Annotated in this window: 18 protein-coding genes; 5 read left to right on the top strand and 13 right to left on the bottom strand. The window is 63.4% G+C overall.

All coding sequences use genetic code 11. The features are described 5' to 3' along the window. Position 1: 1 nt before the first annotated feature. The 10 genes from OU995_RS14535 to OU995_RS14490 all read right to left on the bottom strand — a co-directional run bounded on the left by OU995_RS14535 (position 2) and on the right by OU995_RS14490 (position 12,437). Positions 2 to 805: a cyclase family protein gene (locus tag OU995_RS14535; protein WP_267830749.1), complete on the bottom strand. Its 804-nt coding sequence runs from the start codon at positions 803 to 805 to the stop codon at positions 2 to 4. Further along, positions 802 to 1,959: an MFS transporter gene (locus OU995_RS14530; protein ID WP_267830748.1), complete on the bottom strand. Its 1,158-nt coding sequence runs from the start codon at positions 1,957 to 1,959 to the stop codon at positions 802 to 804. Before OU995_RS14530 ends, OU995_RS14535 begins: the two co-directional genes overlap by 4 nt. A 10-nt stretch (positions 1,960 to 1,969) precedes the next feature. Further along, positions 1,970 to 3,100, bottom strand: a complete 1,131-nt coding sequence (locus tag OU995_RS14525) for an FAD-dependent oxidoreductase (RefSeq protein WP_267830747.1) — start codon at positions 3,098 to 3,100, stop codon at positions 1,970 to 1,972. Beyond that, positions 3,097 to 3,555, bottom strand: a complete 459-nt coding sequence (locus tag OU995_RS14520; RefSeq protein WP_267830746.1) for a Rieske (2Fe-2S) protein — start codon at positions 3,553 to 3,555, stop codon at positions 3,097 to 3,099. The genes OU995_RS14525 and OU995_RS14520 overlap by 4 nt, the downstream gene beginning before the upstream one ends. Then, positions 3,545 to 4,561, bottom strand: a complete 1,017-nt coding sequence (locus OU995_RS14515; protein WP_267830745.1) for a VOC family protein — start codon at positions 4,559 to 4,561, stop codon at positions 3,545 to 3,547. Before OU995_RS14515 ends, OU995_RS14520 begins: the two co-directional genes overlap by 11 nt. A gap of 30 nt (positions 4,562 to 4,591) precedes the next feature. Then, positions 4,592 to 5,752 (bottom strand): alpha/beta hydrolase family protein, encoded by a 1,161-nt coding sequence (locus OU995_RS14510; RefSeq protein WP_267830744.1) that lies wholly within the window; start codon positions 5,750 to 5,752, stop codon positions 4,592 to 4,594. A 16-nt stretch (positions 5,753 to 5,768) separates the two neighbouring features. Then, a complete protein-coding gene (locus OU995_RS14505) occupies positions 5,769 to 8,201 on the bottom strand; it encodes an efflux RND transporter permease subunit (RefSeq protein WP_267830743.1) in 2,433 nt (810 codons plus the stop codon). Further along, a complete protein-coding gene (locus OU995_RS14500) occupies positions 8,198 to 9,238 on the bottom strand; it encodes a YCF48-related protein (protein ID WP_267830742.1) in 1,041 nt (346 codons plus the stop codon). Before OU995_RS14500 ends, OU995_RS14505 begins: the two co-directional genes overlap by 4 nt. Before the next feature lie 74 nt (positions 9,239 to 9,312). Next, entirely contained in the window at positions 9,313 to 10,689 is a 1,377-nt protein-coding gene (locus OU995_RS14495; protein WP_267830741.1) for a DUF1329 domain-containing protein, read from the bottom strand. A gap of 20 nt (positions 10,690 to 10,709) precedes the next feature. Then, positions 10,710 to 12,437, bottom strand: a complete 1,728-nt coding sequence (locus OU995_RS14490) for a DUF1302 domain-containing protein (RefSeq protein ID WP_267836267.1) — start codon at positions 12,435 to 12,437, stop codon at positions 10,710 to 10,712. Positions 12,438 to 12,592: 155 nt separating this feature from the next. Here OU995_RS14490 and OU995_RS14485 point away from each other — a divergent pair, with 155 nt between their 5' ends. Both OU995_RS14485 and OU995_RS14480 read left to right on the top strand, forming a co-directional pair. Continuing rightward, on the top strand, positions 12,593 to 13,525 hold the full coding sequence (locus OU995_RS14485; protein WP_267830740.1) for a LysR family transcriptional regulator: 933 nt from the start codon (positions 12,593 to 12,595) through the stop codon (positions 13,523 to 13,525). 214 nt (positions 13,526 to 13,739) lie between these two features. Continuing rightward, positions 13,740 to 15,356 carry a methyl-accepting chemotaxis protein gene (locus OU995_RS14480; protein WP_267830739.1) on the top strand — a complete coding sequence of 539 codons (1,617 nt, stop codon included), beginning with the start codon at positions 13,740 to 13,742 and terminating at the stop codon, positions 15,354 to 15,356. 129 nt (positions 15,357 to 15,485) lie between these two features. Here the strand turns inward: OU995_RS14480 and OU995_RS14475 are convergent, their stop codons facing one another. Then, positions 15,486 to 15,989 carry a DUF4440 domain-containing protein gene (locus OU995_RS14475; RefSeq protein ID WP_267830738.1) on the bottom strand — a complete coding sequence of 168 codons (504 nt, stop codon included), beginning with the start codon at positions 15,987 to 15,989 and terminating at the stop codon, positions 15,486 to 15,488. A 261-nt stretch (positions 15,990 to 16,250) separates the two neighbouring features. Between OU995_RS14475 and istA the strand changes: the two genes are divergently transcribed. Both istA and istB read left to right on the top strand, forming a co-directional pair. Further along, entirely contained in the window at positions 16,251 to 17,801 is a 1,551-nt protein-coding gene (istA, locus tag OU995_RS14470; RefSeq protein WP_267836161.1) for an IS21 family transposase, read from the top strand. Between the two features lie 14 nt (positions 17,802 to 17,815). Beyond that, positions 17,816 to 18,553: an IS21-like element helper ATPase IstB gene (istB, locus tag OU995_RS14465; RefSeq protein ID WP_267830737.1), complete on the top strand. Its 738-nt coding sequence runs from the start codon at positions 17,816 to 17,818 to the stop codon at positions 18,551 to 18,553. 72 nt (positions 18,554 to 18,625) lie between these two features. Here the strand turns inward: istB and OU995_RS14460 are convergent, their stop codons facing one another. Further along, positions 18,626 to 18,784 (bottom strand): hypothetical protein, encoded by a 159-nt coding sequence (locus OU995_RS14460; protein ID WP_267836425.1) that lies wholly within the window; start codon positions 18,782 to 18,784, stop codon positions 18,626 to 18,628. On the opposite strand from OU995_RS14460, the gene OU995_RS14455 reads away from it, so the two are divergent. Beyond that, complete coding sequence (locus tag OU995_RS14455) at positions 18,771 to 18,932, top strand: hypothetical protein (protein WP_267830736.1); 162 nt, start codon at positions 18,771 to 18,773, stop codon at positions 18,930 to 18,932. The genes OU995_RS14460 and OU995_RS14455 overlap by 14 nt on opposite strands. A gap of 527 nt (positions 18,933 to 19,459) precedes the next feature. Here OU995_RS14455 and OU995_RS14450 read toward each other — a convergent pair. Further along, positions 19,460 to 21,982 carry a DEAD/DEAH box helicase family protein gene (locus OU995_RS14450; protein ID WP_267830735.1) on the bottom strand — a complete coding sequence of 841 codons (2,523 nt, stop codon included), beginning with the start codon at positions 21,980 to 21,982 and terminating at the stop codon, positions 19,460 to 19,462. Positions 21,983 to 22,644: the final 662 nt, after the last annotated feature.

The following is a 22,644-nucleotide window of genomic DNA, read 5'->3' as shown; positions in this document are numbered from 1 at the left end:
TTTACTCCTCAAAGATGGCAACGGCGCGCGTCCATCCAGCCGAAGCCGCGCGGATCTTGTGCGGGAAACAGGCGACCGTAAAACCGTGGGGCGGCAGCGCCTCCAGGTTGTGCAGCTTTTCGAGGTGGCAATACCCGATGTCACGGCCTGCCTTGTGACCTTCCCAGATCAGCGACGTGTCACCCGTCTGCCTGATTTTTTCGGAGGTGTAGACAAAGGGCGCGTCCCAACTCCAGGCGTCGGTGCCGGTCAAGCGAACACCCCGCTCCAGCAGATACATGGTGGCTTCGTAGCCCATGCCACAACCGGTGCGGACATAGTCCGGCTGACCATAACGCTGGCCGGCACGGGTATTCACCACCACGATGTCCAGGGGCTGAAGTTCCCAGTCAATACGCTTGAGTTCCGCCTCCACCTCGGCGGCGGACACCACGTGGCCATCCGGCAGATGCCGGAAATCCAGCTTCACCCCGGGCTGCATGCACCATTCCAACGGCACCTGGTCAATGGTCATGGAGGGCCTGGCGCCGCCATTCTTGGCGTCTTGTGTTGAATGGAAGTGCCATGGGGCATCCAGGTGGGTGCCGCTGTGCGTGGTGAGGGTGACCCATTCGGCAGCGGCGGCCTCACCGTCCGGATAGTCCTCGGCCTGGGTCCCCGGCAGCAGCGACATGAATTCGCCCACCGTTTCCTTGTGCGTTTGATAGGTGATCTTCGGGGCCAACGGCGGTGGGTCCGACAGCACGTCGTTTTCCAGGAAGATGGACAGGTCCACCATGCGGCGATTCGTCTTGCGGGGTCTCATACGGTGGGCTCCAGGTTGGATGCGGGCATCGGATCAGGTCGTTGCGCAAGCAGGAAGCAGGCAAAGGACACACAAGCCAGCACCGCCGCAGCAATGCCGAGGCTCCAAAAGCCCACGTGCTTCACCAGCGTGCCGCCCAGAACCGGGCCGATGGCGGCACCGGTCATCAGCATGGCGGGGGTGGCTGCGACCGCCCTTCCACCACGATCCCTGCGACCAATCACGCCAAAGGCGAAGGTGTGCGTGAAGATCATCACCGCCGAAAACACTGCGGCCGCGGCCGCATAGGCACCAAAGCCGGCCGTCCCCATGAGCGTCGCCGCAACGCCGGCTTGCACAATCGGCCCAGCGAGCAGCACCGAAGACGGATGCAGGCGCCGCTCGAGCAGCGCGGCAGCGGCCGCAGGGAAGAGGTTCACCACCCCCACCGCAATCAGCACACTGGTGATCTGCGCCACGCTGAATCCCCGCGCATGGCCGGCCCGCTCCAGGAAGCTGAAGACCATGGCCTGCACCAGGGCCATCAGGCTGATGCCGGCCACACCGTACCAGGCCGCCGCCGGAATAGCCGGGGCGCCCAGGGTGGTGCCGGAGGACGGCTTGTGCAGCGCCGGAAAGGCGACCAGTGACAAGCACGATGCCGTCGCCATCACCCCCGCAAAGAGGCGGAACAGGGCCGCCCCACCCGCTTCGCTCACGAGGGGAGCGGCAAAACCGAGAAAGCCGATGGCAAACACCCCCAAGGCCATTCCAGCGAGTGCAAACAGCCGATGAGGATTGCCCGCGCGGCCGATCGTGCCGTGCGTGACGCTCAGAGCGGCGCCAGCGCTCAACCCGGCCCCGAAGTGCAAGGCAGCGATCCATGAAATGTTTTGCGTGGCCGGCATGGCGAGAAAAGCGATGGCCGCCAAGCCATAACCGAGCGCGGCACAGAATCGGCCATTCACCTCGGCAAGTTGCCGGGCGATGCCGATGCTGGCTACCACCGCTCCCAGCAGAAAGAGCGTGACGATGCCGCCGGCCTGCTGGGGGTCACGGCCGAAGTCCTGCACCAGCGCACCGATCCAGACCGGCAGCGCCACCAAGTCCACCATGCCGGCGCAATGCGCCACCATCAAGGCGAAGATGCCGCCCTTGCCAATTGTGTGGTTCATGGCCATTCCTTCAGATGGGCTGGGCCAGCGCCATGTGCGTCTCACGCATGATGGACCCGTGCTCTTCCTTGCTGCCATGGGTCATTTCGATCTCACCCAGGCGCGCGGAGTTCTCCACCACCATCCGGCAGCGCTCCCAGCGGCGCGCCTGGAACGCCAACAAGCCCGCTTCGGTTTCGGCGTGGCGGCCCAGTTCCTCGGCCAGGACCAGCGCATCCTCGATGCCGATGCAGGCACCGGACGCCATGTGTGGGGTGGTGGCATGGACCGTGTCACCAATCAGCACCACCCGCCCCCGGTGCCACGGCCGAGGGACCAGCAAACCTTCCAATGGCCGGAACACAATCTGCGCGCCCTCGCTGATCTGCTCACACATGCGCTGGATCAAGGGCACCCGGAACCCTTTCAGCAGCCCGCTCAGATGGTCGACGAAGGTGGCCGGATCCACGCGATCATTGACCGGCCGATGCTCCGTGACGAACAGGTACATCTCTTCGTTGGAGACTGGATTGACCCCCGGCTTCACGTCGCCGCCGACCCACATCACCGCCGTGGTGATCTCCGGCGGACGAGGCAACACGGCCCGCCAGACCGCCTGCCCGCTGTACTTCGGCGCCTGCACCTCCGGGAACAGGGTCTGACGGACTTTGGAGTAGAGCCCGTCCGCCCCGATGACAAGGTCATACCGGCGCGTCTGGCCATCGGTGAAACGAACCGACACCTCGTCACCGAGGTCTTCAATCGTTTCAAAGGTGACGCCCAGCCGGACATCCGTACCGGCGGCCCGCGTGGCCCGGGCGAGGATGCGGGCCAGGACCGGCCGCATGATGGCGCCGCCGCCCGGCACGGCCGGCCCGGCGATTCGGGGGGTGGGAATCTCACCGACCTTCACCCCCTCGGGCGTATAGATGGCCACGTTATCACTGGCCCACCCCTCGCGCAGGAAATCCTGCAGGATTCCCAATTGGCTGAACGCACGAAGCGTGGCCCCTCCCAGGCTGATGCCGGCCCCATAGGAGCGCCAGCCTGGGTCGATCTCCACCAGATCGACCTGAACGCCCTGACGTCTGAGCGCAATAGCGGCGGACATGCCGGAGAAGCCTCCGCCAATAATGAGGACACGTTGGGCTGTTGATGTCATGGCTGTCTCCTGGAATCTTTGGTGAGGGTGATGCGGGAATACGGACCGTTCGAAGCGCTGGAAGCGTGTGGAGGGTGTGGAGGGTGTTGCGGGTGTGGGGCGTTTGAATCGAAATGCACACTGCCGTCAGGCGCCAGTGCAAGTGGGATGGCAGTCAGGGAAAGCCCAACACAGGGACCGATCACACAGTGGCCGGTTGCAATTTCGAATTGCGCGCCATGCGCGTGGCAGACGATGCGCTGATGGTCGCCGCTGAGGTATGCATGGCGGCGCCATGCCAGCGGTGACCCAGGGATATGCGGGCAATCGTCACGGTAGCCGTACAGTCGCCCCCCATGGCGCACAAGGAACCAAGGCTCGCCGGGCGTTGGCGCGGCAGCGGGGGCGGGTACGCACAGCGCCTCGTCCTCCGCCACCTCCGACGCGTGGCAAAGCCTGGTGGCATCAGTGAGCATCGTCGTGCAGGGCTGATGGGGCAGCCGTTGTGGTGGACGTGGCGCCGGCAGCGGCCGAGCCCCCCGGAGGAATGCCCTTGGGCGGCTCACCCGGCGCCCATTTGTCACGATGCTGGAACAGGAACAACTGAGAGGCATCGGCACTCATCGGGACGCTGCGCGCCGTCCATTGCGCGTCGTGATGGTCCATGTCGGCGTCATATTCCACATGGCAGCCCAGGGGACTGTTGAAGTACCAGAACCAGTTGGAGCCGAACTTGTGGCGGCCGGGCCCCCAGAAGCTCTGATACCCCTTGTTCACGAAGCGCGTACCCGCCTGCATCACGGCGGTCGGGCCGCTCATGTGGAAGGTGAAGTGCTCAACACCCTTCATGAAGGGGGGCGTCTGGATCAGAAACAGCGTGTGGTGGTCCAGCGTCCCTGCAGGCTGCAGGAAGGGGCCGGCGCCCTCCAGGCGGTCGGTGACACGGAAGCCCAGGCGCTGGGTGTAAAAAGCCGTCGCCCGGGCTTCATCCGGCACGAAATACACCACGTGCGACAGCGTCAGCGGCCGCACCTCGGCGGACTCATCCACGGCCACCGCATTGGGCGCACGGGCCACCGCTGTACCCGGCGCGTTGATGAGCTCCGCCGCCACCGTGATGGGACGCCGGCGGGCCAGTTGGAATCCGAGCACAAAGCCCATGTCATCCAGGGCCTCCAGGGAACCATCGGGCAGTCGGCGGACCTCACGGTCACGGCCCAGTTCCTCGGCGATGGCGCTCAGGCTGGCTTCATCGCGCACCCCGTAGATCGTCTTGCGCAGGCGGCTGGCCGTGCCCAGAGACGGTGGCAGTGACGGGTCGTTCTCCAGGGCGAGCACGATGGCGGTGCCGTCCAGTGCTTCAAAGCGCCCACCGGCGGCACTCTGTTCGACGGGGGTCAGGCCGTAATCGATGAGGTACTGGCTGCAGGCGGCCAGGTCGTCCACGCCGAAAACCAGCGCATCGGGTCCAATGATGTTCATGTGTGCTCCTTGTGGGATGTGAGCGTCGCCTTAGCAGGCCGTGCGGCCGCCCAGGGTTTCGGCGACCCAATCGGCGATGTACTGGCCGGCGTTGATGCTGTTGTCGAAGCTCGAGTGCTGCACACCGCCTTCACGGTCGGTGAACACCTTGAGCTCGCGCTTGGGGCTGTTGATGAGCTGGTCGTAGGTCCGGTGGGCCCACTGGAGCGGGATCTGCGAATCCCTCTCGCCATGCGTGACCAGGAAGGGCACCCGGATGCGGTCGAGGATGCCGTCCAGATGCACGTCTTCGGAGATGCGCATGAAGTCGTCCAGATCCTTGGCGCCCCAGACCCACTGCACATGCGCCCAGTAATGCGGCACGGGGAAGCTTCCCTCCTTCTGCAGCCGCTTGCGCTGCACGTCGCGCCAGTCGTGATTGGCGCCCCAGACCACGCCGCAGGCGAAGCGAGGTTCAAAGGCGACCGCACGCGGGCAGTAATAGCCGCCCAAGGACACGCCTTCCAGGCCGATGCGGGCGGGGTCCACCCCCTCCTGCCGTTCCAGCCAGTCCACCACGCGGGACGCCCAATGCTCGCTATCGAAACGTGCGGTCAGTCCATGCAGGCGCAGCGCCTCGCCCGTGCCGGGCTGATCCACGACCAGCGAGGCCACACCCCGGCGCGCCAGCCACTGGGGCAGCCCGACCCTGTACTTCATCTCCTTGGTGGAATCGAGGCCGTTGACCTGCACCAGCACCGGAGCCCGCCCTTGCACGCCTTCGGCCGGGACATAGAGCGCCGACAGAACCTGACCTTCGTAGGGAATCTCGACACGACGGCAGTTCTCGCCGCTCAGCCGGACACCCCGATCAAACACCGCCAGAAACCGCCTGTACAGCTCGACACGGCCTGGTGCGCCATGGGCCTGCAGCCGCTCACAGGTCAGGTAATAGGTGGCGGCGCGGTTGTATTTCTCTCCGGCGGACAACAAGCGCCCTTGGGCTTCATCCTCTTCCGCCAGCGCACAGAGCTTGTCCGCCATGGCGGCCCAGGTGTCCCGGAAGGCCCGTGTGCCGGCGGCATCGGGCGCTTTGGCGGCCTCTTGCAGCGGGGCGCACATGGTTTCGATCTCACCGATCCGGGCGCCCATTTCGAGCGCCAGGTCGACGGACAGGTTCCAAACGTAGTTGGTGGGGAAATACTTGAACATCGTGAGACTTCCAGAGTTAAACCGGTGCGACGGTTGGTCCCGCCGGTCCTGCCGACGGATTGGGCAAGGCGCGGGTAGCGCCGGGGAGAAGGAAATGCGCGAGGGCAGGCACCAACACCAGCGCTCCCGCCATGTTCCAGAGGAACATGAACGCCAGCAGCAGGCCCATGTCGGCCTGGAACTTGATGGGGCTGAAGATCCACGTCGCCACGCCAACGGCCAGCGTGACGCCTGTGAGCATCACCACACGGCCGGTGAATCGCAGTGCATCGGCATAGGCCTGTGTCAGCGACTGACCGGCACGCAGCCCGGCCAAGGTGACAGAGAGGATGTAGAGCGCGTAGTCCACCCCGATGCCCACCCCGAGTGCGATCACCGGCAGGGTGGCCACCTTGATGCCCATGCCCAGCGCCACCATCAAGGCTTCCGCCAGCATGGAGGTCAACACCAACGGAAGCACGGCGACCAGGACGGCCCGCCATGACCTGAAGGTGAGAAAGCACAGCAGCATGACGGCGCCATACACCAGCACCAGCATCAGACGCCAGGCGTCCTTCACCGCCATGTTGGTCGCCGCCTCGATGCCTGCCGGCCCTGCAGCCAGCAGGAAGCTGGCATCGGGGCCGTCGTGCAGGCGGGCATAGGCTTCCACGTGCTCCACCACCCGCGTCAGCGTTGCGGCCTTGTGGTCGGCCAGATAGATATAGAGCGTCAACAGACTGCAGCTGTCGTTGTAGAGGCCTCGGGGCGCACCGGCGGTGACGGCATTGAGCATGTCCTGGTTGGGCAGCAGCTCATACCACTTCGGGTTGCCCTCGTTCAGTCCGGTCAGCACCCGCCGGTTCAAGAGCGCCAGTGACTGCGTGGACTCCACACCGGGCAGTTGCCGAAGTTCCCATTCCAACGCATCGACCTTGCTCAGCACGGACCACTGCGCGCACTGCCCTTCAGGCGTCTTCACCATCACCGCCAGCACATCGCTGCTGGCTCCGTAGCCCTGGTTCATGAAGGCCACATCGCGGTTGTAGCGGCTGTTGGCGCGCAGTTCCGGGGCGCCGGGATCAAGATCGCCAATCTGCAGGCGTGTCGCGATCCAAGCGCCGCCCACCCCCATCAGCAGCCCACCGAGGACCGCCGCACGGGCCCAACGGCGATGGGTGAAGCGTTCGAGCCACCCCCATCCTCCTGGACTGCTGGGCGCGGGGACGCTCGTTGTGGCGGTCGCTGGCGCCTCGTCGCGCAGACTGCGTTGAGCCGCCGCTGCGCTCACGCCCACATAGGACAGCATCACCGGCAGCAGGATCAGGTTGGTGACGATCAGCACCGCCACGCCCAAGGAGGCCGCCATGGCCAGCTCGCGAATCGCCTGGATGTCGATCACCAGCAGCACCGCGAATCCGACGGCATCGGCCAGCAGGGCCGTCAGACCGGCCATGAACAACCGCCGAAAGGTCAGGCGCGCCGCCATCAGACGGGAGGCTCCGCGGCCGATGTCCTGCATGATGCCGTTCATCTTCTGGGCCCCATGGCTCATGCCAATGGCAAAGACCAGAAACGGCACCAGAATCGAATAAGGGTCCAGCGCCATGCCCAACATCGGCAGCGCCCCCAACTGCCACACCACTGCGATCAGCGATGCGGCCACCACCAGCGCCGTGGAACGCAGACACCGCGTGTAGCCCCACACCGCCAGCGTGGCGATCAGCACCGCCGCAGCAAAAAACATCAGCACCGCCCGTACGCCGTCCAGCAGGTCCCCAATGACCTTGGCAAAACCGGTGATGTGCAGCACCAGCCCCTTCGCTTCGTAGGTCGCCCGCAGCGATTCCAGTTGGGCGGCGAACTCGGCATAGTCCAGCGACCTCCCCTGCGCATCCTTCGCGAGCAACGGCACCGAGATGATGCTGGAGCGCAGGTCGTTGGCCACCAGTTGCCCCAGTTCGCCCGACCGGGACACGTTCACGCTCAACTGCTGAAGGGCGGCAGGAGACCCGTCAAAACCATCCGGAATCACCGGGCCGCCATCCAGGCCCTCTTCGGTCACCGCGCCCCAGCGGGTGTTGGGCGTCCATAGCGACTTGAGCTGCGTCCGGTTCACGCCCTTGAGCAGGAAGATCTGGTCGTTGAGCTGACGCAGAGTCTCCATGTAGTGGGCGTCATAAATGGTGCCCTTGGGGTTCTCAACAGCGATCCGAACGGCATTGCCCAGTCCGGTCAGCTCCGACTGATGCGCCACAAAGTTCTGGATGTAGGGGTGGCGCAGCGGAATGGTCTTCTCGAAGCTGGCGTTCAGGCTGAGCCGGGACGCCTGCCAGCCCAGCAGCAGCGTCGCCAACGCGCACACCACCAGCACCAGCCAGCGATGATTGAACACGGCACGCTCGAGCAATGAGCCCGACTGCGCCGCCAGCGGAATGCCCGCAGTGGCATCAAAGCGTGCCGGCGTCATGGCGCGCCTCCGGGAAGCTCAATGGGGATGGGGCCTCGGACGGACAGCGCCAATACCCGCTTGGCATCCACCGCCACCACGCCGTTGAGTGGCGGCAGGTCTTGCGGCCCCCACGGCACCAGCGCGCTCCCCTGCAGTCCCAACAGCTGCCCCGACTGGCTGGCCAGCACCGGAACGCCATTCGCCTGCAAAGCGATGCCGGTGATGGCGCCGGTGGCGGGTGAGGCGAGCGCCACCCAACTCTGGCCGCCATCGCCACTGCGAAGCACCTGGCCGCGCAGGCCCGCGACCAGCAGGCCGCCATCGGGCAGCAATTCGGCAGCGAAGAAGCTGCCTTTGTAATGCGTCTGCAGTCGGCTGAAGCTCCGTCCACCGTCTTCCGACAGCAGCACCAAGCCCTGCTCGCCAGCGATCAGGATGCGCTGGCCCACCTGGCGGATGGCATAGAGATGCATGCCTCTGGGGTTGTCCAGAGGGCCCGCAAATGAACGCCAGCTCCGCCCGCCGTTGTCGCTGTGCAGCGCCAATCCATAAGCGCCCACCACGGTGATCTGGCCGGCGCCCGCCACACTCACGTCCAGCCATGGCTTGTCCGGGCCTTCGGAGGCCAGACGTTGCGCCATCGCCATGGCGTCGGCATCGCCGCGTGATTGAGCCTGCGCCTGCAGAAGATTTCCGAGTGCCCGCCCATCCAGACGGGCTTTCCACTCGCGGCCGCCGTTGTTGGTCACCAAAACCACACCGCCATGCCCCACTGCCACGCCGAACTGTGGATTCGCAAATCGGACCGCCGTCAGCGTGACACTGACGGGCGAGTCCACCTGGGTCCATTGGCGGCCTCCGTCCTCGCTCACCACAATCAGGCCTCGTTCGCCGACGGCCACCCACCGCGCGCCCTGCACGGCCGCCCCCAGCAGCACCGCCTGACCGGGGTGCTTCACCGACACCGCAGGGCGTTGCAAGGCATCTTCGGCCCTGGTCGAGGTGGGGGACACCGGCGCGGACGCCAGGGCCAGCTGACTGACGGCAAGGCCCAAGCAGCCGCAGGTCATCCAGAACGAGGGTCGCCATGCCTTCGGCAACCGCCCCACCATGTTCATGCCGCGCGCCCTCACCGGATGCCCTCACCTGCCATGGCGTCCGGCGTGAAAACGCTGTCGGCCAACCTTGGTTTGACGGCGTATTGCTGGGCTTTGCTGTTGTAGAGATTGCCCACAAAGCCGGTTCCGGACAGCAGATCGGTAAAGCCGAATGCGCCAATGACGGTGCCAGGCAAGTCCGGCGCCACCAGGGTCTGGGCCCAGAGGGTCTTCCACAGCTGCCCCTGGGCGTCCCAACGGTCGCCCAGCACACAGTTCCAGGTGTCCTCATCGCAGTAGTAGCGGCTCCGCGCGGCCTGATGACGCTGCCCCTTGCGCAAGGTCGCTTCCACCACCCACACCCGGTGCAGTTCCCAGCGCACATGGTCCGGATTCAGATGGGACCGGGTCACCACCGCCGCATCCTCCTTCGGTTGCAGCAGGCGATTGCCGTTGTAGGGGATGAAGATCTCCTGCTTGCCAACGAGCTTCCAGTCGAACCGATCCAGCCGCCCGGTCCAGGTCTCGAGTTCGTCGAAGCTCATCACGCCTGCAGTGGCCGGGGTGGGCGTATCGCAGCAGGGGTTCGGCAGCTTGCGCACGCGGCGCTGCCCGGTGAGGTACACCCAGGCCTGATCCTTGGCCCCGTCAATGTTGTTGCGCCCGACCATGGCCTCACCGGCACGAATCGGCGGGCCGGAGTTACGCAGCCGCACCATCCAGGGTTCCTGGGTCTTCGCAAATTGCTCAGCCGTGCCTTCTTGGAAGTAATAGGGCATCTGCTGATCCATGCTGCCGTCGGTGGTGAGCACGGCCTTGCCGTCCGAGGTGAGCTGGTACTGGGTGATGTCCAGTTGCAGCGTCGTGCCCCGCCAGCGCAACAGGTGGTTCCACATCACCTCCGCGCCGGACTTCGGGATGGGGAATGGAATGCCGCCATAAGCGCCCTCCACCAGGTCACCCTTGAGCTGGGCACGGGTGGCGTTCTTGAAGGTGTTGTCGTAGACCCATTGCGGAGCGGCGGCGGTGCGGTGCGTCTTGTAGACGTCCACCCGGAAACTCTCCGGGAACCGCTTCAGCATTGCTTTGGTGCCGTCGGTGAGCTTGTCCGCATAGGGCCCGACATTCTGCGCAGTGATGCTGAACAGCGGCTTCTCATCCTTGAACGGATCACCGCGTCGCCCTCCCGGTTTGTCTCCGGTGATGGGGGTGGTCATGCCGCCGGTCCAGGCGGGAATGGTGCCGTCCTTGTTGGCAGCGCGCTCGCCGCCCAACGGGGTCAATTCGCCCTTCAGGCGGGTGGCCTCCTCCGCAGAGACGCCCGCCCATACCGGCACTGCACAACTGGCCATCAAAGCGATGAGGCCAAAACTCCAAGGTGCCAGCGCCCGTGGCTGAATGCTTTGCATGCTTGTCTCCGATTTCATTTTTAGAAGGTGCGGCGAAGCGAGACCGCCACATAGTCACGGTCTGCCAATGGATTGCCCCGGCTGTAGAAGGTGGAGCCGCCACTCAGCAGCGCGCGGTAATCCAAGAAGGGCACGGCGGAGCCGATGTAGCGCGTGTAATTGAGGGTGAATTGCCAGACGCCGAGGTAGTTGCCTTCGAGCCCCAGCGAGGCGGAGCCGCTGCCGCGCGACTCCCAGGGAATGACCGGAGAGTGGCCGTCGAGGGTGTAGCGAAGTCCCACCGGCACACTGAGATCCACACCTGGCAGGACCTGCCGGTAGCTGGGACTGAACACAAACTGAAGCGCGGTGGCATCGCGGCTGCGGGCCGGGTCGAGTTCATGATCGGGGTCGTGGCGGCTGAGCACCCGGTGCCAGGCCAGCTCGCCCACAAAACTGGATTCATTGGCCAGCCAGTTCGGCCCCAGAGTGGCCAGCCACGACAAATTGATGTGGGCGGTCTTGCCTGTGGCGTATGCAGGCTGAGGGCTCAAGGCCGAGGGATAAAGAATGTTCTGACTGCGCAGAGGCATGTCCCAGCGCAGGGAAGCCTCGCCAGCCAGGTTCACATCACCGAACGAATGCGACGCGCTGGCTCCAACGGTCTTCACCGCCGCCGGGAAGACATAGAACCAGCGGCTGTCCTGCGGCGCCGCCACATTCAGGTCGCCATAGAGTTGCCCGGACTTGTCGTGATAGCGGGCGAGATAGACACCGAGGTCGGTGTCGGCCGCGCGCCACTTCACCTGCATCCCGTATTGGCCGCTGTTGCTGGGCTCCACCAACCGATCGGCCTTGAGCACGTACTGCCCTGCCAGAGCCCCCGAGCTCACATTGATGTACTCGGGCTGTGACGATCCCCACGGGACGTTGACGGTGGAGAAGTAGCTCCCAGCCGCCGGAAGGCGGTCCGACTCCCACTGGAACTGGTAGTACGCCCCCACCGACACATCGGCCGAGAGCTGCAACTGCGCCGACACTTGCGGCACGGGGCGGATGATTTCCTTGAACTGGGCGTTCGGCGACGCCAGCAACTTGGCAACGTCGATCGGGCCTTGGGCACGGGCAATGCCGTTGTCTCCATAAAACAGGCTCTCGCCGTACTGCAACGCATGCTGCCCCAGACGTGCGCTCAGGCGGCGGCCGCCCTCCAGTTCCCAGGCGCCAAAAACAAACGCATCCAGCAGTTCTGCCTTGCCACCGGCCATCTCGCGGGTGTGCTTGGGAAAGCGGTTCTCCGGGGTCTGGCCGTTGAGTGGATCGACCGCATCGCTGTTCCGGTGGTAGGCGGCGTCATACCACCCGGCGCCACTGAGCCTCACGCCAAAGCGCCGTTGATAGACCGCATCGAACTCACTCAACAGATCAACGCGCTCGGAGACCAGGCCACGACGGCGGAAGTTGTCATCGCCCGCGTTGAAGTTCAGTGCCTGCGGAAATGCCGAAGACGACACGCCGGGCACCAGCAGTCGCGTTGAGTCGGCCAGCGCACCATCGGCCTTGGCCACACGCGCCATGGCACTAAGCTTGATGGTGTTGTCCCAACGCAAGGACCAGTCGGGATCGTCGACGCTGATGCCTGCTGCCGAGCTGCCGACACTGACAAGTGCTGCGGCTGAGCCTGCGAACCAGCCTCGAGCGGGACCGCTGCCCGAGGTTCTTCCTTTCCTGATCAGCCCATCCAGTAATCTGGGGGCGAGCTGTCCCATCGCCTGGCGTTGTGCCATTCGTTGTCTCCGGTTGGTTTTGTTTTATGGGGTTTGCGACAGCGTACGGAGACACGACTCTTGTGAAAAATCACTTCGATCAACTCGACGATTCGATCAATCGAAAAGATCGAGGGTTACCCCGGAGACAAGCACCCATGCGCTTCAACAAGCTCGACCTCAACCTGCTGGTCGCCCTGGACATGCTGCTGAAGGAACGCAGCATCACCCGTGCGGCGGAACGACTGAACCTCAGCCCCTCTGCCGTCAGCAATGCACTCAGCCGACTCCGCGAGTACTTCGACGATGAACTGCTGGTGCAGATCGGCCGCAGGATGGAAGTGACCCCGCGTGCATTGAATCTGCACGACGCCGTGAGAGATGTTCTGCTGCGCATCGACACGACCATCACGGCGCAGCCGGCCTTCGAGCCCCGTGAGAGTGATCGGGTGTTCCGGCTGTTCACCTCGGACTACACCCAGTTCGTGTGGGGGCCTTCCCTGCTGGCCCTGGCCGAGAAAGAGGGCTTCACGGGTCAGTTCGAATTCCTGCCCCAGGTGAGTGATCCGCAGCGGGAGCTGGAACGTGGAGAAGTCGATCTGGTGATCATCCCGGCGAACTTCATGTCGGATGAGAACCCATGTGAGGTGCTCTATGAAGAGCACTTCGTCTGCGTACTCTCGCCCGACAGTGCGTTGGCCAGTCAGGAACTGGACCAAGCGCGCTACCTGGCAGCGCGCCACATCGTGATGCTGCCGCCCGGACGACACGCCGAACCCTTCGAGGGCTGGTTCATGCGGCAGGTCGGCGTCACCCGCGACGTGGCCGTGCGGACCTACAGCTTCACCGTGCTGCCGGCGTTGGTGGCAGGCACTGAACTGATCGCCACCGTGCATGCCAGGCTCGCGGAACGCCTGACCTCCCTGTCGCACCCCTTGGTCATCCGTCCTTGCCCGTTCCAGATCCACCCGATGCGGCAAACCATGCAATGGCACCGTTATCGTGACCAGGACCCCGGCGTGCAATGGTTGCGCAGGCTGGCGAGCAAGGCCACCGTGCATATGGACGCGGGCAGGCGGCCTGCGGTCTGACGCAACACCTCAAGGCGCCCCCGATCCGACGACCGGCCGTTGGCGAGCAGCGGCCGCAGGGTTGCGCTTGCGCTCCACACGGCAACGGTCCAGTATGCGCACGGCCGCGTTCTTCAATCGCACGCGACCCGGGTTCGCTTGCATCCACACAAAATGATGAAAGCACATTTATTTGTGATAAATGTGCTAGCTTTTGTGCCAAACTCATTGCACTATGGCGGAATTCAGCATTTCGTCAGGGTTAACACCAAAGGGTTGCAGCATGGTCAAGTCACTGCGTTGGGTCATGGCTCTGCTCGGCACCATCGGGGTTCTGGCGGCGCTGGGGGTCGCCGCGCAAGGCTACTTCTTCGTCAACAGGCTCGACACCTCGGCGGTGAGGGTTTACGTCGCCAAGGACATGGTGGCAGACATCCTTCCGCCGCCGATGTACCTGATTGAAATGCGGCTCGTGCTTTCCACGATGTTGGATGGCAGCGTCTCCGCCACCGATGGCAAGAAGCGGTTCGAAGAGTTGGCTGCGGAGTATCAGCAACGGGTGGACTACTGGTCCAAGCATCCCCCTTACGGGCTCGAAGCACATTTGCTGGGGGCCCAACACAAGGCTGGCCAGGCCTTCATTGCTGCGGCGCGTAAGGAGATTGTGGAGGCGATGTCATCCGGACAAACGGCGGCCGCCAAAATCAGCTTGCCTGCTGTGCATGCGCTGTATCTGGAACATCGAGCCGGTGTGGATGCCACGGTCGCTGCGGGCAACACATTCGCAAATTCCTCGATGAAGGTCTTTGATGACACCAACCGGTTGGCCAACTTGGCCATGGTGGTCACGGCGCTGATGGCGGCCGTGATCGTGTTTGTGGTTTACCGGGCAGTCTTGGCGAGCCTTCAGAAGCCGGTGCGGGCCAGCACAGAGGCGGCCAAGCGAATTGCAGCAGGCGACTTGGCGACTCGGGTCCAGTTCGATGAGGGCCGCTCAGACAGCCTGGGGGAACTGCAGGCGGCGCTGCAATCCATGCGGGCGGACCTGAACCGGACGGTGGCCTCCGTGCGGGGAGTGGCTGACAAGGTCTCAGCCGCCAGTTCTGAGATTGCGCAGGGCAACCTTGACCTGTCGGCGCGGACCGAAAGCCAAGCGAGCTCGCTGCAACAGACAGCCGCCTCCATGGAGCAGTTGACGGCCGTTGTGAATCAGAACGCCGAGTCCGCCTCGCAGGCCAACCTGCTGGCGCAACAGGCGGCTGACGTCGCAGAGCGTGGCGGGAAGGCGGTCGAGCAGGTGGTCCAGACCATGCAAGGCATCAACGCGTCGTCTCAGCAGATCTCCACCATCGTGAGCGTGATCGAGGGGATCGCGTTTCAGACCAACATCCTCGCGCTGAATGCAGCCGTTGAGGCCGCACGGGCCGGCGAACAAGGCCGGGGGTTTGCCGTCGTGGCCGCAGAAGTGCGCTCCTTGGCCGGGCGAAGCGCCGAAGCGGCCAAGGAAGTGAAGACACTGATTGGCGCCAGCGTCGAACGCGTTGCCCAAGGCTCGATGCTTGCGGATAACGCCGGTGCGACGATGGTTGAAATGCTGGAGGCGGCACGCCGTGTACAGAACATCCTCGGTGAGATCAGCGCCACCAGTCGGGAGCAGTCCAGCGGCATTTCGCAAGTGGGCAAATCCGTCCTGCAGATCGACCATGCCACGCAGCAAAATGCTGCGCTGGTGGAGGAAATCGCAGCTGCTGCCACCAGCCTCAAGTCACAGGCCGCCGAGTTGGCCGAGCAGATGGCGCAGTTCACCGTGGATCGACAGGAACGAGGCGCCACGTCGCCGAACAGCGTTTGAAACGACGTGCTGGGTCATGTCGATGCAGAAGGTCAATCGCGAAGACATCCCTGAGTCGGTATAGGACGGCTGGGCACGATCTTCCAAAGGCAAGCTCCAGGTCGCGCCAACAGGCGCCTGCCTGCCCGCTCAAGGCAGCTTTCCCAGATTGAGGAGCCAGAGCCGCCATTGACCATCGGTCTTTTTCAAGGTGGAGCTGATCACGATCTCCGACGTATGACCATCACGGCTGACCCTGGTTTTTTCCGCCACAACGGCAAGCTTGCAATCCAACACAGCCAGCCCCTGGCCCCCGACCAGGTTGAATTGATAGCCGGCCGCCAGAATCTTCTTGGCGAAATAGTCATGGATCTGCGCCGGTGTTCCCACGGCGTTGGCCAGCGGCTCGGCGCCGTTCGCATCCGGGGAGACCAAGACGGCTCGCTGATCCAGCAGCGCCATGACGGCGTCGAGATGGCCCTGGTTGAGAGAAGTCCACAACTGGCGACGAAGATTCGTCACCTGTTTCACGTCGTCTGAACTCTGGGCACAGGCAAGGTGCTGCGGCAGCGCCTCGACAGGCGCACCGGACTTGACGGCGCACCCGGTCAGTGCAACACAAGCTGCCAACGTGACGAGCAGATCTCGATCCAAGATGTTTCTCCAGTGTTGGCGCCGACACTCTTGGTTCCACCAGGACTTCGATATCGAGGGTGACACCCTGGAGGACATCGTTGCAGCTGCGTATTTCAGCCCATCGCGGCCACCCATTTCAGCGGAACGCGGACAGCGTTTCAGACGAAGGCGGACACCATTTCAGGCTGAACGCGGACAGCGTTTCAATCTGATCCCGGACACCCCGGGCGCGCGCAAGTGACCTGAGCCGTTGGCATGCTGACCGATTTTTCGGTCCTCATGCCCACCCCCAGGATTCACATGCGCCAACTACGTCAAACCCTTCGACTGCACCTGGAATCGGGCCTGAGCATGCGCGAGTGCTCGCGCGTTCTGGGCATCGCCAAGACGACCGTCAACAGCATCGTCATGAAGGCCCGCGCCGCCAGAGTGGATTGGGCCATCGCTCAGACCTTGGACGATGCTGCCCTGGAAGCCCGCCTGTACGGCCCGCCCGTGCCGCGTGCGAGCACCCAGCTCGAACCCGACTTCGCCCTCGTCCACCAGGAACTCAAGCGCCCCGGCGTCACCCTGCAACTGCTCTGGGAGGAGTACCAGCGCAGCCTGGCCGACGCCGGCTCGCAAGCCTACAAGTACACCAGCTTCTGCGTGAAGTACCGTACCTGGGTGACCGGCCTCAAGCGCTCGATGCGCCAGGTCCACCCAGCCGGCGAGCGTCTGTTCATCGACTACGCCGGCCAGACCGTGCCGCTGATCGACGCTGCCACCGGCGAGATCAGTGCCGCCCAGATCTTCGTGGCCGTGCTCGGCGCCTCGAACTACACCTTTGCCTGTGCCACCCCGACGCAGACTGCCGCCGACTGGGTCGGTGCCATCATGGACGCACTGGAGTTCATGGGTGGCGTGCCCCGGCTGATCGTGCCGGACCAGGCTCGGGCCCTGATTGCCCGGCCGGACCGGTACGAAACCACGCCCGGCCGCCTGGTCGAGGAGTTCTGCGACCACTATGACGTGGCGATGCTGCCGGCTCGGCCCGCTCACCCCCGCGACAAGCCCAAGGTGGAGGTTGGCGTGCAGATCGTCGAGCGCTGGATTCTGGCGCGGCTGCGGCATCGACGCTTCTTCACCCTGGCCGAGCTCAACGCCGCCATCCGGGTCTTGCTGGTCGATCTGAACCAACGCCCGTTCAAGAAGCTGCCCGGCTGCCGGGCCAGCGCCTTCGCGGCCCTGGACCGACCTGTGCTCAAGCCGCTGCCGGCGGCCCGCATGCCCATCGCCCGCTTCAAACGCGCCCGCGTCAATATCGACTACCACGTCGAGCTCGATGGCCATTACTACAGCGTGCCGCACCGGCTGGTGCGCGAGCAGGTCGAGTTGCGCGTCACCTCGACCACGGTGGAGATCCTCAGCCGTCAGCAACGCGTGGCCGTGCACGCCTACAGCGAGCGGCGTGGCGCCCACACGACGGCACCGGAGCACATGCCCGCTTCGCACCGCGCCCACCGGGAATGGACGCCGGCCAAGCTCCTGGCCTGGGGGGAGCGCATCGGCGAGGCCACTGCCGCCGTGGTGCGCTGGCAGATGGAGCACCGGCCGCACCCCGAGCAGGGCTACCGATCCTGCCTCGGCCTGCAGAGCTTGGCGCGCCGATTCGGCCATGAGCGGCTGGAAGCGGCCTGCGTTCGCGCCATGGCGATCCGCTCACCGACCTATCAGAGCATCAAGTCGATCCTCACCACCGGGCTGGACCGGCAAGCCGCGTCGGCTCCAGCCACACAAGCCGCCCTGCCGCTGCACGACAACGTGCGCGGCCCCGATTACTACCATTGAAGAAGGAGAAGCTCTTGCTCAACGAACATACCCTGGATCAACTGCGCGGCCTGCGCCTGGACGGCATGGTGAACGCGCTGGCCGATGACGCCATACGCACGGCGGCGGCCGAGTTGTCCTTCGAGGAGCGGCTGGCCATGTTGGTGCAGCGCGAGGTTGACTGGCGCGACGGCAAACGCCTGGCCCGGCTGCTCAAGGCCGCCAAACTCAAGGTCAGCAGCGCCTGCATCGAGGACATCAACTGGCGCGGTTCGCGCGGCCTGGATCGCAGCCTCATCACCCAACTGGCGGGCTGCGACTGGCTGCGCCACGGCCACAACGTGCTGCTCACCGGGGCCACCGGTTGCGGCAAGACCTGGCTGGCATGCGCACTGGCTCAGCAGGCGGCTCGCCAGGGATTCGCCGTGCTGTACACACGGGCGCCTCGCTTGCTGGAGGAACTCCGGGTCGCGCACGGCGATGGTTCCTTCAGCCGGCGCCTGGCGCAACTGGCGCGCATCGACTTGTTGGTCATTGATGACTTCGCCATTGCGCCGATCACGGCGGCCGACCGCAACGACCTGCTGGAGCTGCTCGACGACCGGGTCGGCAGCCGCTCGACTCTCATCACCAGCCAGTTGCCGGTCTCCAGCTGGCACGAGTGGCTGGACGATCCGACCCTGGCTGACGCCATCCTCGACCGCATCGTTCACTCGGCCCACAAGATCGCGCTCAAAGGCGAGTCGCTGCGCAAGAAACAGGACCCGGCATGAGCATCAAACCGACCAACCCAAGGCCGTCCACGCCAGCCCGGTTCAGGCTGATCGCGGACACCTGAGCTACCATCAACCCAGGCACTTGCGCGCGCCCAAACTGTCCGCGATCAGTTTGAAACGCTGTCCGCCATCACGCTGAAATGACTGTCCGGGATCGCTGAAATCCGCAGTTGCAGCTTTCAAAAACGATTCAGAACAGCAACTGATCGATCGCTTGGTGGCCGACATCGAAGCGTTCCTCGACACCGGCGCCTCAGGCATGGAAGAACGCTTCCAGGAATACTTCGAGCCTTGCATCATCCCAACCGGCTTTCGACTGAGCACGCGCGAATTTTTGATTGCCATTCGTGATGAGCTGAGCTCGAAGGCCGCATGACCCTTGAAGACCGTTCCCCTACAGACACAAAAAAACCCCAGCCGCTTTCACGCACTGGGGTTCTTCACATCAGCCCGGCTTCACCGGGCCGGTGCCGAGATTACATATTCTCGATCATCACCTTGAAGCGACGGATGGTGCACTTAGCCATCGACAAAGCCCCCAACAGACCTGCATCATGGCCCCGTGCATGGCCCCAACTTCAGCTCTAGGCTGATGTGAGTCATTCGCGGATGGCGGCGTGACCGGCAGCTTCCACCAGCAACGGCCATTCGAGGGTCTCGGCCGCGTATGGCGACAATGCACCTAGATCGGGCCGCTCGACCGTTGGAGACTGCGACCCGCACCTTAATGCCAGGTCCAACTTGGGGCGACCGGGCGGAGCCGGCCCCAAGCGATAGCTCATCCCTCGATGTCGCCGACGAACTTGTATTGAAGAGAAGCGGCCGTTCGATTGGCCAAAGCGCGTGGGCCCCCATGAATTTCCGATGGCCGACTTTCCATCATTGCCCCATCAATGAAGGCCCTCACTTTCGGTCAACGGCCTTCCTGGTAAAGCCGCCTTCGAGCAAGTTGTTCACGTCCAGTGCGTTCTCAACAAGGAGAGTCTGGATGTGAGGCAGGGACAAGTCCTTGAAATTTAGGCGCTGGAAAGACTGGAAGAAGTTCTTCACGGCCTTCACGAAAGACTTCAACTCCTTCTCGCGCATCACCCTGACGTCCACCAAGAAGTTGGCTGCACTCTGCACCTGATAAGCGGGGTGAATTTCAATGTGGATGGCGGTACATCCCTCGTAGTGTTTTTTGAACCATGCCGCAGACCGGTTCATCTGCTCGGCCTCCGTCTTATTAATCTCCGTCCTGCTCAGGTCGACCTCGTCCTTGCATTCCCAGACGATGTAATTGGCGTCATCCAGCGCCCAGAGGTTGTCCGGACCTTCCTTCCACTCCTTGTCGGGCCGCTCGCCAGCGAAGCCCAGTGCGCGGCTCAGTTCATCAAGTGCCTGTTCGAACTTGTCCGCCTTCACGCCGAACACAAGACGTCCGAGGATGTCCGCCAACGCGACGTCGAGCTGGGCGTAATCGTTGTGATCGCGAATCCATTGGGCAATGCGCTCCACGCGCCCCTGGCTGATGACAGACAACTTCGCGACCTTCAAGCCTTGCGGCGGCTTCATCACCATGCGATTGGCTCCGTGCGCGGCCAACTGCAGGCGATTGAACTCGGTCCGATCGAGCGGATAGCTGTATCGAGCCATGATCTGGAGGTACCAGCCACGGTCAGACGCATCGAAACTGTGACCGTCCATCAACTTTTGAATGCGCTGTACAGCGCCGCTGTATTCTCCGGCCATGAACAGCTCTTCGGCTTCGAGCTCAGCAGCGTAGATATCGAGCAGCCGCTTATTGGCGCCCCTCGGTTCAACCTTCTCCATGTGCTCGGCATAGAAGGCCTTCCAGCCCTCGTCTCGGCCCAAACACTGACGAATGAGGCCGGAGAACGCCGTATCGGCATCCACTCCAGTGGCAATGTCATCTTTCGCGTACCCAGCAACCTCAAGACCGATTTCGATCTGCGTGGCCATCTGGGACGACAAATAGCTTCGCGAATGCTGGTCTCGAAGCGCACGGGTGAGATCAGGACCGATTCCAAGAATCACGGAGTAGTCCTTCTCACCTCGCACGCTTCTTCCCATACCCTGTTCGATGGTTCGAACCAGGCGCATGAGGGTAGTGTCGCTCGCCGGGCGGCAGTCCTCTTGATACAGATCGATCAGGCTTTCGGAGTAAGGCTTTCCGTCGACCACCAAAATTCGGCAGGCATCGTCAGGAAGGTCAATGCCGTCGTAGCGATTGACCAACACCGTCGTCTGCTCGTAGCTTCCTTTACGCAATCCGTCGATGTCCTTCCACACCGTCTCCGTCGTTGCGACCTTGGCACCGTAGGCCTCCCAATCAGCCGTGTTCTTGAAGGAGGTCGCGAGGCCCACAACGCCATAGCGGCGACGCGCATCCTTGGGCGCGAACTTAGCAACGATCGCTTTACGGTCCAACAACGGGTTGATGACAGAAGGCAGCAGCACCATCTTCTCGCCCGACCAGCTCTCGTGAGAGTAGAGAAGCGGAGCGACGATCGTCGACGGCCGCAGTCGAAGCCCCTTGATCAAGAATGCATCGTCGGTCACCGTGGCGGACATGAAGATCCGATGCTCCGCCCTCCAGTAGCTCCCGAAAGACTGAAGCGGTGCGATCTGCGGCTCAATCTCGATCGAGGTTCCGGAGACAACGCACTGGCAGTGCGCGAGCATGTTGCGCAAGAGCGGCCATGCGAACTTGACACTCTTTCGGTCAGATGCTGCTGAAAGGATCGCAGCAACGTCGGACTCGCGATCGCGCCAGACCCAATAGGGAACCGGCAACAGGGCATCGTATTTCGCATTGCAGATGTCAGCGTAAGTGCCGACGCCTTGTTGTTCAAGCTCGGCAGCGAACAGAGTTCGAAGCGCTTGGTAGGCTGCGTCACTGGTATCGATGCGGATCTTGCACTGCTCGCGGATCGTGTCCGCGCACGCGTGTGCATCGTCCATTAGCAGTGTCCCGACGGCGATGGAATTGCGCTCAAGGCGGAACTTCGTCAAGCCGTTGAAGAGTTTTTGCACCGATGTCACAAGGATCTGCTCGCTTGTGAGGAACGCCTCAGGCAGATCTGGTTCTACCTGGCATGTTGCAATCCCGAACTGACGCGCCTGCTCACACGTTTGTTCGATGAGGTAGTTGTTCGGGCACAGGTAGACAGCCGGACCTTTTCCTTCATTCAGGCGAGCCTGCAGCATGAGAAGCCCGACTAGCGTTTTACCTTGGCCAGTGTGAAGCTTGATGATGACGTCGCGCTCACCGCGTCCGGTCGCATTCCACTCTCGAAGAATCGCTTCCTGGGACGGCCGTAGCGGACCTTTGTCGCTGGCCCGGTCCAGCACTTTGTAGAGTTCAATGGGGTCTGATACCTTCGAGACCTTTTTGCTTGCGAGCTTCTTGGTGAAATCGACCATGAGACATTTCCTCCCTTTGATTGCTATTCGAGAAGCGGTTGTCGCCGTGAGCGAATGCGGGCGCTTCTCCCCGACGTGCACGGTACACCACTACCATCATGCGTCAGAAGCAAATGCAGCGGCCTCGAAACAAGCGATGAAGAGCGCCCGGTATCTGATCAAGACGAGTCGCTCAGCCTAGCGCGGCGACAGGCAGAAATCGCTGCATACCGTTTCTCTCGGGCCTCAGGTAGCCACAGCTTAGCTAGGTGCCCACGCACACAGACCTCGAGGTGATCCTTCGGGCTCGTGCGATACCGATTGCACACCAGGTCACTCCCCTGATGGAGCTCGGGCTGAGTCTGTAGCGCTTGAATCGTCACCGAGCGCCATCGCGTCTATCGAGGCTTGGGCTGAGCAGAGCGCCGCCTCTGCGCTTGTGAATACCCCGCCCAGCGGCACTCGCCTCACCTGGTCGGGATCCTCGCCAATGCCCATCACCAAGACCGGCACGCAGACTCCAGGTTCAGGCTCTTCTACCTGCACATCCGCCCAGAAATTTTCTTCATCCATGGCCGCAGCTTAGATCGCCTGACGGCCGCCCGGATCCATTGCCCTTCAAAATCGGAAGACCCTCGGGAAGTTCCTAACCTTCCTAACCAGTCGAGCAAAATCGCGGAAAA

The sequence above is a fragment of the Roseateles sp. SL47 genome (assembly GCF_026625885.1).
Taxonomy (GTDB): Bacteria; Pseudomonadota; Gammaproteobacteria; order Burkholderiales; family Burkholderiaceae_C; genus Roseateles.
This window is presented reverse-complemented; position numbering and strand designations above follow the sequence as displayed.